Source organism: Geodermatophilus sp. SYSU D00815 (genome assembly GCF_054050035.1).
Genome location: NZ_JBJGYO010000005.1, coordinates 79,185 through 92,540 on the forward strand (window position 1 = coordinate 79,185; position 13,356 = coordinate 92,540).

Consider the following 13,356-nt stretch of genomic DNA (forward strand, 5'->3'; position numbering starts at 1 on the left):
CCGTAGCCCCGCGGTCAGTGCCCTGTCAGCGTCGTCATCGCGCGGTCGAGCAGCGCCGCCGGCCGGCCGGTCCGCCGCTCCCGCGCGTCGACCAGGGCGGCCAGCCGGAAGCCGGCGTTCACGCCCACCCAGCGCAGCGGCTCCGGCTCGAACCGCCGCGAGCGGTGGCCGACCCACGGCAGCCGGGTGATCGCGGAGTCCTCACCGCAGATCAGGTCGGCGAGCGTGCGCCCGGCCAGGTTGGTCAGGGCGACCCCGTCGCCGCTGTAGCCGCCGGCCGCCGCCAGGCCGGTCGCCCGGTCGAGGGTCACCGAGGGCCACCAGTCGCGGGGCACGCCCAGGGGCCCGCCCCAGCGGTGGGTCACGGTCGCGTCGGCGAGGGCCGGGAAGAGCCCGACGAGGCTGCGCCGCAGCTGCTCGTGGACCCCGCGCGCCCGCTCCGACGCCGGGTCGATCCGGGAGCCGAAGCGGTACGGGGCGCCGCGCCCGCCGAAGGCGATCCGGCCGTCGCGGGTGCGCTGGCCGTAGACCAGCAGCCGGCGGTCGTCGTTGAGGGTGGCCCGCCCGGCCCACCCGACCTCGGCCCAGAACGCGTCGGGCAGCGGCTCGGTGGCCAGCATCAGCGAGTAGACCGGCACCAGCGCGCGGCGGTGCCCGGAGAGCGACGGGGTGAAGCCCTCGGTCGCGCGGACGACGAACCGGGCCCGCACGTCGCCGTGGGGCGTGCGCGCGAGGTGCGGCTCCACCGCCGTCACCGGGGTGCCCTCGTGCAGCACGACCCCGCGCCGCTCGACGGCGTCGGCCAGGCCGCGGACCAGCCGCGCCGGGTGCACGGCGGCGCAGTGCGGGGTGTAGGTGGCGCCGTGCGCGCCGTCGGCGGCCACCCGCTCGCGCACCTCGGCTCGGGACAGCCAGCGCAGGTCGTCCTCCCCCAGCCCCCGGTCGCGGGCGCGGGCGACCGCCGCGCGCAGCCGCCGGGCCTGCAGCTCGGAGGTGGCCAGCCGCAGGTAGCCGCCCTTGTCGGCGTGCGCGTCGATGCCCTCGGCGGCGGCCACCCGGAGCACCTCGTCGACGGTCTCCTCGGCGGCGCGCTGCCAGGCCAGCGCGGCGTCCCGGGACGACGCCGCGGCCACCGTCTCCAGCGAGACCGGCAGCAGCCCCGACACCCAGCCGCCGTTGCGCCCCGAGGCGCCGAACCCGGCGAAGTCCCGCTCCAGGACGACGACCCGCAGGCCGGGATCGCGCCGGGCCAGGTAGTAGGCGGTCCACAGGCCGGTGAAGCCGCCGCCGACGACCGCCACGTCGGCCTCGGTGTCGCCGGCCGGCGGCGGGCGGTGGCGCTCGAGCTCGCCGTCGGGCAGCGAGGCGTGCCAGAACGACAGCGAGCGGCGATCCTGACCGGGCACGACCCCCAGCCTGCCGCACGCCCCCACCCCGAGGAGAGCCCGTGCGCCGCACCACCGTCGTCGTGGCCGTCCTCGCGCTGGTCCTCCCGGGCTGCGGCGCGGAGGCGACACCCGAGCCGACCGTCGCCGACGCCCCGGGCGAGGAGCTCGACGCCCTTCCGATCCCCGTGCTGCAGGAGCGGATGGCCGCCGGCGACCTGACCGCCGTGGAGCTGACCGAGACGTACCTGGCACGCATCGAGGCGCTGGACGACGACCTGGGCGCCGTCCTGCACGTCGACGAGGACGCCGTCGCCGACGCCGAGGAGAGCGACCGGGTGCGCGCGCAGTCCGGTCCGCGCAGCGCGCTGGAGGGCATCCCGGTGCTGCTCAAGGACAACATCGACACCGCCGACCTGCCCACCACGGCCGGGTCGCGCGCCCTGCTGGGCAGCGAGCCGGACGACGCCACGATCACCCGCCGGCTGCGCGAGGCCGGCGCCGTGGTCCTGGGCAAGGCCAACCTCTCCGAGTGGGCGTTCTTCCGCGGGGAGGGCGGCACCAGCGGGTGGAGCGCCGTCGGTGGCCAGACGCACAACCCCCACGTGCTCGACCGCAACCCGTGCGGCTCCTCCAGCGGGTCCGCGGTCGGCGTCGCCGCGAGCCTGGCGCAGGTCGCCGTGGGCACCGAGACCGACGGCTCGATCGTCTGCCCGGCCGGCGCCACGGGGATCGTCGGGATGAAGCCGACGCTGGGCCTGGTCAGCCGGGACGGCATCGTGCCGATCTCCGCCGACCAGGACACCGCCGGGCCGATGGCGCGGCACGCGGTCGACGCGGCGGTCCTGCTGGCGGTCCTGGCCGGGACCGACCCCGCCGACCCGGCCACCGCCGAGATCCCCGCCGACCTCGACGCCGACTTCGCCGCCCTCGACCCGGCGGCGCTGGAGGGCGCGCGGATCGGGGTGTGGGCGCTCACCGCGGAGGAGTCCGAGGCCGTCGACGACGCGACCGAGGCCGTGTACGAGCGGGCGGTGAAGGAGCTGGAGGCGGCCGGCGCGACCACGGTGGAGGTCGAGCTGCCGCACCAGGCCGAGATCGTGAAGGGCGAGACGCCGGCGCTCCTGGCGGAGTTCCACCGCGACGTCGACGCCTACCTGGCGGCCACACCGGGCGACCACCCGGAGGACCTGGCCGGCCTGATCGCCTTCAACGAGCAGGACGACGCCGAGCTGGAGCACTTCGGGCAGGAGCTGTTCGAGCAGGCGCTGGCCGCGCCGGTGCCGGACGAGGACCCGTCGGTGGCCGAGCTGCGGGTGACGATCCGCGACCTGGCCCGCCGGTCGGTCGACGAGGTGCTGGCCCAGGGGCCGGGTGCCGAGGACGACCTGGACGCGATCGTCGGGCTCACCGGCACCCCCGCCTGGGTCACCCGCTACCTGGACGAGGACGGCGCCGGCGACGAGTTCGTGTACAGCACCTCGACGCCCGCGGCGGTGGCCGGCTACCCGAGCGTCGCGGTGCCGGCCGGGTTCTCGGGGCCCGAGGAGGCGCTGCCGGTCGGCATCACGTTCTTCGGCACCCGCTGGTCGGACGCGGCCCTGCTGGACCTGGCCGCGGCGTTCGAGGCCGCCTCCCCGGCCCGCCGGGCACCGGAGTACCTGCCGACCGCCGGCTGAGCCTGTGGAAACGGTCAGCGGGGCCGGCGCGGGAGCTGCCACCGTTCCCGGCATGACGACCGTGCCGAGCCCCGAGACCCCCGTCCGCTCCGCCGCCGAGCTCACCGACCGCTGGGCCGGGCTGCTGGACCCGCCGGTGTTCCGCCGGCGCAGCCTCTGGCTGGCCTGGGTCGGCTCCGGCGGGTCGATGCTGCCGCTGGTCCTGCCCGTCGACGACGTCCCGCTCGTCCCCGACCGGCTGGTGCTGTCCGGGCTGCTCGACCTGCACGAGGCGATCTGCGAGCAGGGGCTGCCCGGTGGCGGTCACCTCGCGCTGGCCCTGTGCCGCCCGGGCGCGTCGGTCGCGCGGCTCGACGACGCCGAGTGGGTGCAGGCGCTGCACGACCTGCTCGACGACGCCCTCGACGGCACCTGGAGCCTGCACCTGGCCGCGGGCGGGGCGGTCACCGAGCTGGTCGGGCCACCGCAGGGCGCCCTCTCGCGGTAGGAACGGCGCATGACCGGTCGAGACGCGTCCGTCGACGACTACGTCGCCGCGCTGCCCGAGGACGTGCGACCGGTCCTGGAGGGGCTCCGCGACGCGGTGCACGCCGCCGTCCCGGGTGCCGGCGAGACGATCAGCTACAGGATGCCGACGTTCACCCTCGACGGCCGGCCGCTGCTGCACGTCGCCGCGTGGAAGCGGCACATCGGCCTCTACCCCTTCCCCGAGCTCGAGGGCGAGCTCGGTGCCGCGCTCGAGCCCTACCGCGGCACCGACAAGGGCACGATGCGCCTGCCGCTCGACCGCCCCGTCCCCTACGAGCTGGTGGGCCGGATGGCCGCCGCGCTCGCCCGGCGGCGCGAGTAGGTGTCCTCCCCGTTCACCGAGCGCCGGTCACCCGGGCTGCGATCCCCCGCCAGGACGCGGGCCGGCTCGGCGCGCCGGCCCGCGTCGTCGCCCGGGCGGACGCTCAGCGGCTGCGGTAGAGCTTCGTCGTCAGCGGCAGGAACACCACCGCCAGCACCGCGGCCACGGCGAGCGAGACCAGGATCGCGGCGCCGTCGGGCTCGCCGCCCATGAGCGACCGGGACGCCGTCGACAGGATCGAGATCGGGTTGACGTCGACGAACGCCTCCAGCGGCCCGGGCAGGGTGGTCGGGTCGACGAACACGTTGGACAGGAACGTGAGCGGGAAGATGCCCATGAACCCGGCGTTCATGACCGCGTTGGGTGTGCGCAGCAGCAGGCCGAGCACGGAGAACACCCACGACAGCCCGAACGAGAAGACGACGACCAGGCCCAGCGCGCCGAGGACGCCGGGCACGCCCCCGCCGGGCCGGTACCCGAGCGCCAGGCCCAGGGCGATGATCACCGTGCCGGCGATGACGTAGCGGACGCTGTCGCCGAGCAGCGAGCCCAGCAGCGGCGCGGGCCGCCAGATGGGCAGCGACCGGAACCGGTCGACCACGCCCTTGGTGAGGTCGGTGTTCAGCGAGACGCCGGAGTAGACGGTGGTGAACAGCACCGACATCACCAGGATGCCGGGCAGCACGTACTCGAGGTACGCGCCCGTGGAGCCGGCGATCGCCCCGCCGAACAGGTAGGTGAACATCAGCACGAACATCACCGGCGACACGGTGACGTCGAGCAGCTGCTCGGGGACGTGCTTGACCTTGAGCATGCCGCGCCAGCCGAACGTGAGCGCGGTCGACAGCCGGCCTGGCCGCGGCGGGCGGGCGGTGCTCGCGATCGCCCGGCGGACGGCGGCGGTGTCGGCGGCGGCGGTGGGCTCGGTGGCGGTGGTCATGACGGCTGCTCCTGCAGGGTCGGCTCGTCGGCCGCCGGCTCCGCGGCGTGACCGGTGAGGGCGAGGAAGACCTCGTCGAGGCTGGGCTGGGACAGGGCGAAGTCGGCGATGCCGACGCCGGCCCGCGCGAGCTCGGCGACCGCGGTGGCCGCCCGCGCGGCGTCGGGGCAGGACACCGACAGCGCCGCGGGGTCGGGCTCGAGCACCGGCGTGCCGACCGCGCGCTCGAGGACGGCGGCCGCCGCGGGCCGCTGCTCGGGGTCGAGCAGCCGCACGTGCAGCGCGCCGGTGCCCACCGACGCCTTGAGCTGGCCGGGCGTGCCCTCGGCGATCACCCGGCCCTTGTCGATGACCGCGATGCCGTCGGCGAGCTGGTCGGCCTCCTCCAGGTACTGGGTGCAGAGCAGGATCGTCGTCCCGCCGGCCACCAGCGCCCGGGCGATCTCCCACACCTGGTTGCGCGAGCGCGGGTCGAGCCCGGTGGTGGGCTCGTCGAGGAACATCAGCTCCGGGGTCACCACGATGCTGGCGGCGATGTCGAGCCGGCGGCGCATGCCGCCGGAGTAGTTCTTGACCAGTCGGCCGCTCGCCTCGGCGATGCCGAACGCCTCGAGCAGCTCGTCGGCCCGCGCCTTCGCCGCCGGGCGGGGAAGCCCGAGCAGCCGGCCGAGCAGGACCAGGTTCTCCCGGCCGGTCAGCTCCTCGTCGACCGAGGCCAGCTGGCCGGTGAGGCTGACCGCGCCGCGGACGGCGTCGGCTTCGGCGACGATGTCGTGCCCGAGCACGCGCGCGCTGCCGCCGTCGGGCTGGATCAGGGTGGCCAGCATCCGGATGGTGGTCGTCTTGCCGGCGCCGTTGGGGCCGAGCACGCCGTAGATGGCGCCGGCCGGCACGGCGAGGTCGATGCCGGCCACCGCCTGGGTGCTCCCGAACGACTTGGTGAGGCCGGTGGCCTCGATCGCCAGCGGCGAGTGGGTCATGTCCTGTTTCCTCTCCGCGCTGCCCGTCCGTGCGGCGCCGCGCCCAGGGTCGGAGTTCGAGCCGACTCGAGGTCAAGAGGCGCCTCGTGCGCCTCCGGAACTGCCTGCAGCGTCCTCTGCCCCTACGACGGAATTGAGGGGGCGAAGTCATCGGCGCGCCACCGGTTTTCCCGCCGTCCGGCCGGGACCGCTGGGACGGCTGGGAGGTGTGCGGAACGACGCACCGTGAGGAGCGGGACACGCACGGTCGCGCGGGGCATCGTGGGAGGCATGTGCCGCCTGCTGGGTTGGGCCTCGCGCGTGCCCACCTCGCTCCTGTCGCTGCTGGGGCAGGAGGACCTCGACGCCTTCACCGAGCTCTCCTGCAAGCACGCCGACGGCTGGGGGCTGGCCCGCAGCCGCCGCCGCGGCGTCGAGGTGCGCAAGCAGCCGGACGCCGCCCGGACGAGCGGCGAGTTCGCCGACCGCGCGCGCAGCGGCAGCGCCGACCTCGGGCTGGCGCACCTGCGCTGGGCCACCCTCGGCCTCGACGTCCGCACCGAGAACACCCACCCGTTCACCGACGGGCGGGTGGCCTTCGCGCACAACGGCTCCATCGCGCCGCCGGAGGCGCTCGACCGGCTGATCGGCCGGCGCGCCCGCCGGCTGCGCCGCGGCGACACCGACAGCGAGCGCTACTTCCTCGCCGTCCTCTCGCGGGTGCAGGAGGGGGCGTCGCCCGGCGACGCCCTGGCCGAGACCGTCGCCGAGATCGCCGCGACGACGCACTTCACCAGCCTGAACGGCCTGCTGCTCACCCGCGACGCCCTGTTCGCGGTGTCCCGGGTGAACCCCGACGTGCCGCAGGAGTTCGACGAGGGGCCCGACTACTACGAGCTGCGGTACAAGGTCACCGGCGACGCCGTGGTGGTGGCGTCCAGCGGCTGGGGCCGGGACTGGGAGCGGCTGGCCGACGGCGAGCTGCTCACCGTGCGGCGCGGCAGCCTGGACCTATCGGTGACCGCGGTCGAGGGGCTGGCCGCCGCCTCCTGAGGGTTCCGCCGGGCCGGCCCGGGTAGGGCGTGCGCGTGCGAGGCGTCCGGCTGACCGGGGCCACGGTGGTCGTCACCGGTGGCTCGAGCGGCATCGGCCTGGCCACGGCCCGTGCCTTCGCGGAGCGGGGCGCGCACCTCGTCCTCGCCGCGCGTGGCCGGCCGCGGCTGGAGGAGGCCGCGGCGGGCTGCCGCGCGCTCGGCGCCGAGGTGCTCGCCGTCCCCACCGACGTCACCGACGCCGCGGCGGTGGAGCGGCTGGCCGACGCCGCGGTCGAGCGGTTCGGCCGGATCGACGTCTGGGTGAACGACGCCGGCACCAGCCTGTGGGGCCCGTTCGAGGAGATCCCGGTCGAGGCCTCGGTGCGGCTGGTCGAGGTCGACCTGCTCGGCGCCCTGCACGGCTGCGCCGCCGCCGTCCCCCGCATGCTGCGGCAGGACGGGCCGGCGGTGATCGTCAACGTGGTCTCGATCGGCGGCCGGATCGCCAGCCCCTGGACGGCGGTCTACAGCGGCGCGAAGTTCGGGCTGGCCGGCCTCACCGACGCGCTGCGGGCGGAGCTGGCGGTGCGCTCGCGGATCGCCGTCTGCGGCGTCTACCCGGCCTTCGTCGACACCCCGACACCGCTGACGTCGGGCAACTGGACCGGCCGCGAGCTGCGCCCGCTCCCCCCGGTGGTGGCTCCGGAGCAGGTGGCCCGGCGGATCGTCGGCCTCGCCGTCCGGCCGCGGCGAGCGGCGCGGGTCGGCGCCCTCAACCTGCTGTCGCTGCCCTACGCCCTCGCGCCGGGCGCGGTCGGCCGGCTGTCGGCGCTGCTGGGCCGGCGCCTGCTGCTGGGCACCGGGCGGCCGGCCCCGCCCGGCAGCGGTGGCCTGTTCGGGCCCGTGGCCGGCCCGGCACGGGCGCGGGGCGGTTGGGGACGGGGACGGACGGAGGAGCGGTGAGCGGGGAGCTGGTCGCGGACGTGGTGGTGGAGCGGCTGAGGGCGTGGGCCGTGCCCCGGGTCTTCGGCTACTCCGGCGACGGCATCAACGGCGTCATGGGCGCGCTGCGCCGCGCGGGCGAGCCGGAGTTCGTGCAGGCCCGGCACGAGGAGGCGGCCGCGTTCATGGCCGTCGGGCACGCCAAGTACACCGGCGGGGTCGGCGTCTGCCTGTCGACCCAGGGCCCGGGGGCGGTGCACCTGCTCACCGGGCTCTACGACGCCAAGCTCGACGGCGTCCCGGTCGTGGCCGTCATGGGCCAGCAGCAGCGGACCGTGCTCGGCAGCGAGTACCAGCAGGAGATCGACCTGCTGGCCCTGGTGAAGGACGTCGCCGCGCAGTTCGCGCAGGTGGCCGCCACCCCGGAGCAGGTGCCGCTGGTGCTCGACCGCGCCTTCCGCACCGCCCTCGCGACCCGCTCCCCCACCGTCGTCGTCCTGCCGCACGACGTCCAGCAGATGCCGGCGCCGGAGCCCGGGCAGCAGCACGGCGTCGTCGTCACCGCACCGGCCCGGCCCCGCGGCCGCGTCGTCCCGCACGACGACGACCTGCGGGCGGCCGCGGACGTGCTGAACGCCGGCCGCCGGGTGGCGCTGCTGGTCGGGCAGGGTGCCCGGTCCGCCCGTGCGGAGGTGGTCGCCGTCGCCGAGCGCCTCGGCGCCGGGATCGCCACCAGCCTGCTGGGCAAGCCGTACGTCGACGAGTCGCTGCCGTACGCGGCCGGGGTGATGGGCCACCTGGGCACGTCGGCCAGCGGCGCCGTGCTGGGCGGCTGCGACACGCTGCTCGTCGTCGGCAGCAACGACCCGTGGACGGAGTTCTACCCGGCGCCGGGGCAGGCCCGCGCGGTGCAGGTCGACGTCGACGGCCGGCACCTGGGCAACCGCTACCCGGTCGAGGTGCCGCTGCTCGGCGACGCCGCCGAGACGCTGCGCGCGCTGCTCCCGCTGCTCGCCGAGCGCGACGACCGCTCCTGGCGCGGCGAGGTCGAGGCCGCCGTGCGGGCCTGGCGGGAGCTCGCCGCCGAGCGGGCCGCCACCCCGGCCGACCCGGTCAACCCGGAGCGCGCCGTGGCCGAGCTCTCCCCGCGGCTGCCGGCCGACGCGCAGGTCGCCGTCGACGTCGGCTCGGTGACCTACTGGTACGCGCGGCAGCTGCGCCTGCCCGACGGCGTGCCCGCCCACCTGTCCAGCACGCTGGCGTCGATGGGCTGCTCGGTGCCCTACGGGCTGGCCGCCAAGCTGGCCGAGCCCGGCCGACCCGTCGTGGCGCTCAGCGGCGACGGCGCCATGCAGATGCTCGGCAACGCCGAGCTGGTCACCGTCGCCGCGCGCTGGCGGTCCTGGGCCGACCCCCGGTTCGTCGTCTGCGTGCTGCACAACCGCGACCTCGCCGAGGTCACCTGGGAGCAGCGCGAGATGGAGGGCGACCCGCGCTTCGACGAGAGCCAGTCGCTGCCCGACTTCCCCTACGCCGGGTACGCCGAGCTGCTCGGGCTCACCGGGATCCGGGTGACCGACCCCGCGGAGCTCGGGTCGGCCTGGGACCGGGCGCTGGCCGCCGACCGGCCCGTCGTCCTGGAGGTCGTGACCGACGCCGACGTCCCGCTGCTGCCGCCGTTCCCCGCCGGCGAGGCGAAGCTGGACTCGTTCCGCGCGGGGCTGGACCAGGAGGGGCCGGCCGGCGAGGGGGCGCGCCGCCTGCTCGACACCTACGCCGAGCAGGAGGGGCGGGTCAGTCGTCCACGGTGACCGGCGCTGCCTGCTCCTGCTCCCAGCGAGCCGTGATCGGCCGCGCCAGGGCCAGGATGAGGCAGGTCATGACGACCAGTCCGACGGCGGACCCCACGGCCCACAGCATGACGTGTCCACCTCTCAGCGCCGGTCGCTCCTGTTCCGGTTCCCCCGCGTCCCCGGCGCCCGTCCACCTTCTCCCGCGTGTCGACATGGCGACAAGGCGACCCGCCGGGCGTCGATCACGCCCAGGTCTCGGCAGGCCGCGCCGCTGCGCGTCGCGATCTTGCCGTCGCTCACCGTGCCCGCGGTGAAACCGAGCGCCTTCTAGAACTTTTCTCTAGAAAATTGCTCGGTCAGCGGCTACGGTCCCCGCATGGCCGAGCCGCAGCGCCCCGTCGCCGTCGTCACCGGCGGTGCCGCCGGGCTGGGGTTCGCCGTGGCGGAGCGGCTCGGTCGCGAGGGGCTGCGCGTCGTCCTCCTCGCCCGTGACCCCGGCAGGGGGACGGCGGCCCGCGACCGGCTGCGCGCGACTGGGGTCGACGCCCGGCTGGTCGTCGGCGACCTCGCCGACACCGCCGGCACGCGCAAGGCCGCGGCGGCGCTGCTCGACGCCTGCCCGCGGCTCGACGTGCTGGTGCACAACGCCGGCATCTGGCCGAGCCGGCGGGTGCTCAACGCCGACGGCGTCGAGGCGGCGTTCGCCGTCAACCACCTTGCCCCCTTCCTGCTCAACGCGCTGCTCGAGCGGCGGCTGGCCGAGTCGCGGGCGCGCGTGGTGCAGGTCAGCGCCGGCATCCACGTCAAGGGCCGCGCCGAGCCCGGCGTCACCGCCGTCGGCGCGTCGTTCTCGGGGCTGCGCACCTACGCCGACACCAAGCTGGCCAACCTGCTGGTGACGCCGCTGTGGGCGCAGCGGTGGGCGGGGTCCGGCGCCACCGTCAACGCCGTGCACCCCGGCGTCCTGCGCACCGGCCTCGGCGACCGCCGCGGCCCGCTCGGGCTGCTCCTGCGGCTGGCCAAGCGGAGCTGGGAGCCCGCCGAGGTGGGCGCGGCCCGGGTGGCGCGGCTGGCCACCGCGCCGGAGTTCGCCGGCACGACCGGCCGGTACGTGGAGGAGGAGACGGACAAGGAGCCCGCTCCCCCGGCCGGCGACCCCGCGCTGGCCGCCGCCCTGTGGGCCGAGGCCGACCGGCTGACCGGTGCGGGCCTGTGACCGCGCGGGGCCGGGAGACCAGCGCACGGCTGCTCGACGCCGCCCTGGCCGTGCACGAGGAGCAGGGGCACGACGGCATGACCGTGCACGCCGTCCTCGCCCGCAGCGGGGTGAGCCTGGGCAGCCTCTACCACCACTTCGGCAGCGCGAGCGGCCTGGCCGCGGCGCTCTACGAACGGTGCCTCGGCGAGCTGCTCGACGCCGTCCTGGCCGAGCTGCGCCGCGCCCGCACGGCCCGCACCGGCGTCCGGGCCGTGGTGACCGCCTACCTGCGGTTCACCCGCGAGCACCCCGACGTCGCCCGGTACGTGCACGCGTCGTCCTACGCCTCGTTCCTGCCCGAGCACGCCCCCCGGATCGCCGCGTCCCAGGCGGCCCGGCTCGCGGAGCTGCACGGCTGGTTCGCCCGGCAGGTGGCCGCCGGGCGGATCGTCGACGTGCCACCGGACGTCCTCGAGGTCGTGGTGGTCGGTCCGGCGGCCGAGCGCGCCCGGCGCTGGCTGGCCGGCGGTGGCGGGGGCGACCTCGGCGCGGCCGCGGCGGCGCTGGCGGACCTGGTCTGGCGGGCGGTCCGCACCGACGGGTGAGGCTCAGCGCGGGTGCCGCTCCTCGACCACGCGGGAGAACTGGGCCAGCATCGGCCGGCCGCGCAGCAGCACGAGCACGTCGGAGAGCGGGCTGTGCAGCCAGGCCGCCGGGCCGCGCAGCGGGTGCTCGTCGAGCTCGACGACGGTGTCCTCGCCCCACTCGTCGAGGTCGATCACGATGCGCGCCGAGCCGAGGAGCCCGGCGTCCGCCTCCAGCCCGAGCCGGCGCCCCTCCTCCAGCCGGCGCACCGTGGTGCGGCCCTCCAGCGTCACCGGGCCGACGCCGACGGTGTAGTGCAGCGCGGTGCCCATCGCCGGCCAGCCGGCGTCGACGTCGCGGATCTCCTTCGTGCCGAGGACCCAGTCGGCGTAGGCGTGCCCGTCGGCGAGGACGTCCCACACCTGCTCGGGCCGGCGCGGGACCAGGACGTTGACGACCGCCATGCGGCGCATCCTGCCCGGGCCGGCGGCCGCTCACTCCTCGGGGAAGGAGTGGTGCTCGTGGGCGACCACCCAGCGGCCGGCCTCCTTGCGCAGCCCGAGGGTCAGCCGCAGCCGCCGTCCCGGGTGCTCCGCGAAGTCCTCGGCCGTGCCGCAGCGCAGCAGCGCGGCGGCGTACGCGACGTCGGCGCCGGCGGTCACCTGCAACTCGACGACCTCGAACGACGCGCCGGAGCGCTGCCACTCGAAGAACGGCGGCCACGTCTCCCGGTAGGCGGCGATCCCGCGCACGCCGTCGTCGGGCGGGGGCACGTCGAACATCAGGATGTCGTCGGCGTGGTCGGCCAGGACGTCGTCCAGCCGGCCCTCGTGCACCGCCGCCGCCCACCGCGCCACCAGGTCGCGGATCCGCGTCTCGTCATCGGTCACGCAGTGGGGAGGACGGCGGCGCACCGGAGTCATCGGCGGAGGGTCCGACCCGGCGCGCCCGAGACCGCTGCCCACCGCGGCGGGGATGGGCTACCGGTCCGGTCCCTGGGACGCTGGGCGCGTGACGCCGCAGACCGGGATCTTCGCCCTGGGCACACCCGAGCACTGCTACCTGGAGCTGGACCTGCTGCCGAGGGTGGCGCCGGAGGAGCTGGTGCGGGCGGTCGCCGCGCTGTCGGGACCGCTGTCGACCACCGGCGGGGTGAACCTGGTGGTCGCCTTCCGGCCGGAGCTGTGGGCCACCGTCGCGCCCGGCGAGGCGCCCGCCGACGCGGCCGGGTTCGACGAGCCGATCCGCGGGCCCGGGGGGTTCGCCATGCCGGCCACGCAGCACGACGCCTGGGTGTGGGTGGCCGGCGGCGACCGCTCCGCCGTCTTCGACAACACCCGGCTGGTCCTCGACCAGCTCCGCGACGTCGCCGACGTCGCCCGCGAGGTGACCGGCTGGCTCTACCACCACGACCGCGACCTCACCGGGTTCATCGACGGCACGGAGAACCCGTCGCTGCTGGAGGCGCCGGGCGTCGTCGCGGTGCCCGAGGGGCCGGGCGCCGGCTCGTCGGTCGTGCTGTTCCAGGTGTGGCGGCACGACACCCGGGCCTGGGAGTCGCTCGGCGTCGGCGGCCAGGAGCGGGCGATGGGCCGCACGAAGGCCGACAGCATCGAGCTCGACGAGGACGACATGCCGCCCAGCGCGCACGTCGCGCGGACCACGGTCGAGCGGGACGGCGTCGAGTACCCGATCTTCCGCCGCAACGTCGCCTACGGCGGGGTGACCGACCACGGGACGGCGTTCGTCGGGTTCGCCCGCGACCGCTGGCGGATGCACGAGATGCTGCGCCGCATGGCCGGCGCCGACGACCGCATCCGCGACGGCCTCACCCACTGGCTCGTCCCGCTCAGCGGCTCCTACTACACGGTCCCCTCGGTGGAGTCCCTCGCCCGCTTCGCCCCGGTGGACGACGACTGAGGCGGTGACTTCGGCGTTCTCGGGCCCTTCCAGCGCCGGGAAGCCCCGGGAACGCAGAAGTCGCCGAGGCG

General features: G+C 76.3%; 15 protein-coding genes. 9 read left to right on the forward strand and 6 right to left on the reverse strand.

Going from position 1 to position 13,356, the window contains the following annotated elements; genetic code table 11:
• Positions 1-14: 14 nt before the first annotated feature.
• Positions 15-1,406 (reverse strand): NAD(P)/FAD-dependent oxidoreductase, encoded by a 1,392-nt coding sequence (locus tag ACI78S_RS07750; protein ID WP_456971856.1) that lies wholly within the window; start codon positions 1,404-1,406, stop codon positions 15-17.
• 41 nt (positions 1,407-1,447) lie between these two features.
• On the opposite strand from ACI78S_RS07750, the gene ACI78S_RS07755 reads away from it, so the two are divergent.
• The 3 genes from ACI78S_RS07755 to ACI78S_RS07765 are packed head-to-tail and all read left to right on the forward strand — an operon-like array spanning position 1,448 to position 3,914.
• Positions 1,448-3,064 carry an amidase gene (locus tag ACI78S_RS07755; RefSeq protein WP_456971858.1) on the forward strand — a complete coding sequence of 539 codons (1,617 nt, stop codon included), beginning with the start codon at positions 1,448-1,450 and terminating at the stop codon, positions 3,062-3,064.
• A gap of 52 nt (positions 3,065-3,116) precedes the next feature.
• Positions 3,117-3,551, forward strand: a complete 435-nt coding sequence (locus ACI78S_RS07760; protein ID WP_456971860.1) for a hypothetical protein — start codon at positions 3,117-3,119, stop codon at positions 3,549-3,551.
• Between the two features lie 9 nt (positions 3,552-3,560).
• Positions 3,561-3,914 carry an iron chaperone gene (locus ACI78S_RS07765; protein ID WP_456971862.1) on the forward strand — a complete coding sequence of 118 codons (354 nt, stop codon included), beginning with the start codon at positions 3,561-3,563 and terminating at the stop codon, positions 3,912-3,914.
• A 103-nt stretch (positions 3,915-4,017) separates the two neighbouring features.
• On the opposite strand, the gene ACI78S_RS07770 is transcribed toward ACI78S_RS07765, so the two are convergent.
• Complete coding sequence (locus ACI78S_RS07770; RefSeq protein ID WP_456971864.1) at positions 4,018-4,854, reverse strand: ABC transporter permease; 837 nt, start codon at positions 4,852-4,854, stop codon at positions 4,018-4,020.
• A complete protein-coding gene (locus ACI78S_RS07775) occupies positions 4,851-5,834 on the reverse strand; it encodes an ATP-binding cassette domain-containing protein (protein ID WP_456971866.1) in 984 nt (327 codons plus the stop codon). Before ACI78S_RS07775 ends, ACI78S_RS07770 begins: the two co-directional genes overlap by 4 nt.
• A gap of 270 nt (positions 5,835-6,104) precedes the next feature.
• Between ACI78S_RS07775 and ACI78S_RS07780 the strand changes: the two genes are divergently transcribed.
• The 3 genes from ACI78S_RS07780 to ACI78S_RS07790 are packed head-to-tail and all read left to right on the forward strand — an operon-like array spanning position 6,105 to position 9,600.
• A complete protein-coding gene (locus ACI78S_RS07780) occupies positions 6,105-6,866 on the forward strand; it encodes a class II glutamine amidotransferase (protein ID WP_456971868.1) in 762 nt (253 codons plus the stop codon).
• Between the two features lie 35 nt (positions 6,867-6,901).
• Entirely contained in the window at positions 6,902-7,810 is a 909-nt protein-coding gene (locus ACI78S_RS07785; protein ID WP_456971870.1) for an SDR family NAD(P)-dependent oxidoreductase, read from the forward strand.
• A complete protein-coding gene (locus ACI78S_RS07790; RefSeq protein ID WP_456971872.1) occupies positions 7,807-9,600 on the forward strand; it encodes a thiamine pyrophosphate-requiring protein in 1,794 nt (597 codons plus the stop codon). Before ACI78S_RS07785 ends, ACI78S_RS07790 begins: the two co-directional genes overlap by 4 nt.
• Here the strand turns inward: ACI78S_RS07790 and ACI78S_RS07795 are convergent.
• Positions 9,584-9,709 (reverse strand): hypothetical protein, encoded by a 126-nt coding sequence (locus ACI78S_RS07795; protein WP_456971874.1) that lies wholly within the window; start codon positions 9,707-9,709, stop codon positions 9,584-9,586. The two genes, ACI78S_RS07790 and ACI78S_RS07795, sit on opposite strands and share 17 nt — an antisense overlap.
• Before the next feature lie 249 nt (positions 9,710-9,958).
• On the opposite strand from ACI78S_RS07795, the gene ACI78S_RS07800 reads away from it, so the two are divergent.
• Entirely contained in the window at positions 9,959-10,798 is an 840-nt protein-coding gene (locus ACI78S_RS07800) for an SDR family NAD(P)-dependent oxidoreductase (protein ID WP_456971876.1), read from the forward strand.
• On the forward strand, positions 10,795-11,385 hold the full coding sequence (locus ACI78S_RS07805) for a TetR/AcrR family transcriptional regulator (protein ID WP_456971878.1): 591 nt from the start codon (positions 10,795-10,797) through the stop codon (positions 11,383-11,385). Before ACI78S_RS07800 ends, ACI78S_RS07805 begins: the two co-directional genes overlap by 4 nt.
• Positions 11,386-11,388: 3 nt before the next feature.
• Here ACI78S_RS07805 and ACI78S_RS07810 read toward each other — a convergent pair whose 3' ends face one another.
• Positions 11,389-11,829: an SRPBCC family protein gene (locus ACI78S_RS07810; RefSeq protein WP_456971880.1), complete on the reverse strand. Its 441-nt coding sequence runs from the start codon at positions 11,827-11,829 to the stop codon at positions 11,389-11,391.
• Positions 11,830-11,859: 30 nt separating this feature from the next.
• A complete protein-coding gene (locus tag ACI78S_RS07815) occupies positions 11,860-12,255 on the reverse strand; it encodes a YybH family protein (RefSeq protein ID WP_456971882.1) in 396 nt (131 codons plus the stop codon).
• Between the two features lie 121 nt (positions 12,256-12,376).
• On the opposite strand from ACI78S_RS07815, the gene ACI78S_RS07820 reads away from it, so the two are divergent.
• A complete protein-coding gene (locus ACI78S_RS07820; protein WP_456971884.1) occupies positions 12,377-13,285 on the forward strand; it encodes a Dyp-type peroxidase in 909 nt (302 codons plus the stop codon).
• Positions 13,286-13,356 lie beyond the last annotated feature (71 nt).

Coding starts and splice junctions, on each gene's coding strand:
- ACI78S_RS07780 (WP_456971868.1), top strand. CDS start 6,105: ATGTGCCGCCTGCTGGGTTGGGCCTCGCGCGTGCCCACCTCGCTCCTG.
- ACI78S_RS07795 (WP_456971874.1), bottom strand. CDS start 9,709: ATGCTGTGGGCCGTGGGGTCCGCCGTCGGACTGGTCGTCATGACCTGC.
- ACI78S_RS07800 (WP_456971876.1), top strand. CDS start 9,959: ATGGCCGAGCCGCAGCGCCCCGTCGCCGTCGTCACCGGCGGTGCCGCC.
- ACI78S_RS07775 (WP_456971866.1), bottom strand. CDS start 5,834: ATGACCCACTCGCCGCTGGCGATCGAGGCCACCGGCCTCACCAAGTCG.
- ACI78S_RS07760 (WP_456971860.1), top strand. CDS start 3,117: ATGACGACCGTGCCGAGCCCCGAGACCCCCGTCCGCTCCGCCGCCGAG.
- ACI78S_RS07765 (WP_456971862.1), top strand. CDS start 3,561: ATGACCGGTCGAGACGCGTCCGTCGACGACTACGTCGCCGCGCTGCCC.
- ACI78S_RS07770 (WP_456971864.1), bottom strand. CDS start 4,854: ATGACCACCGCCACCGAGCCCACCGCCGCCGCCGACACCGCCGCCGTC.
- ACI78S_RS07810 (WP_456971880.1), bottom strand. CDS start 11,829: ATGGCGGTCGTCAACGTCCTGGTCCCGCGCCGGCCCGAGCAGGTGTGG.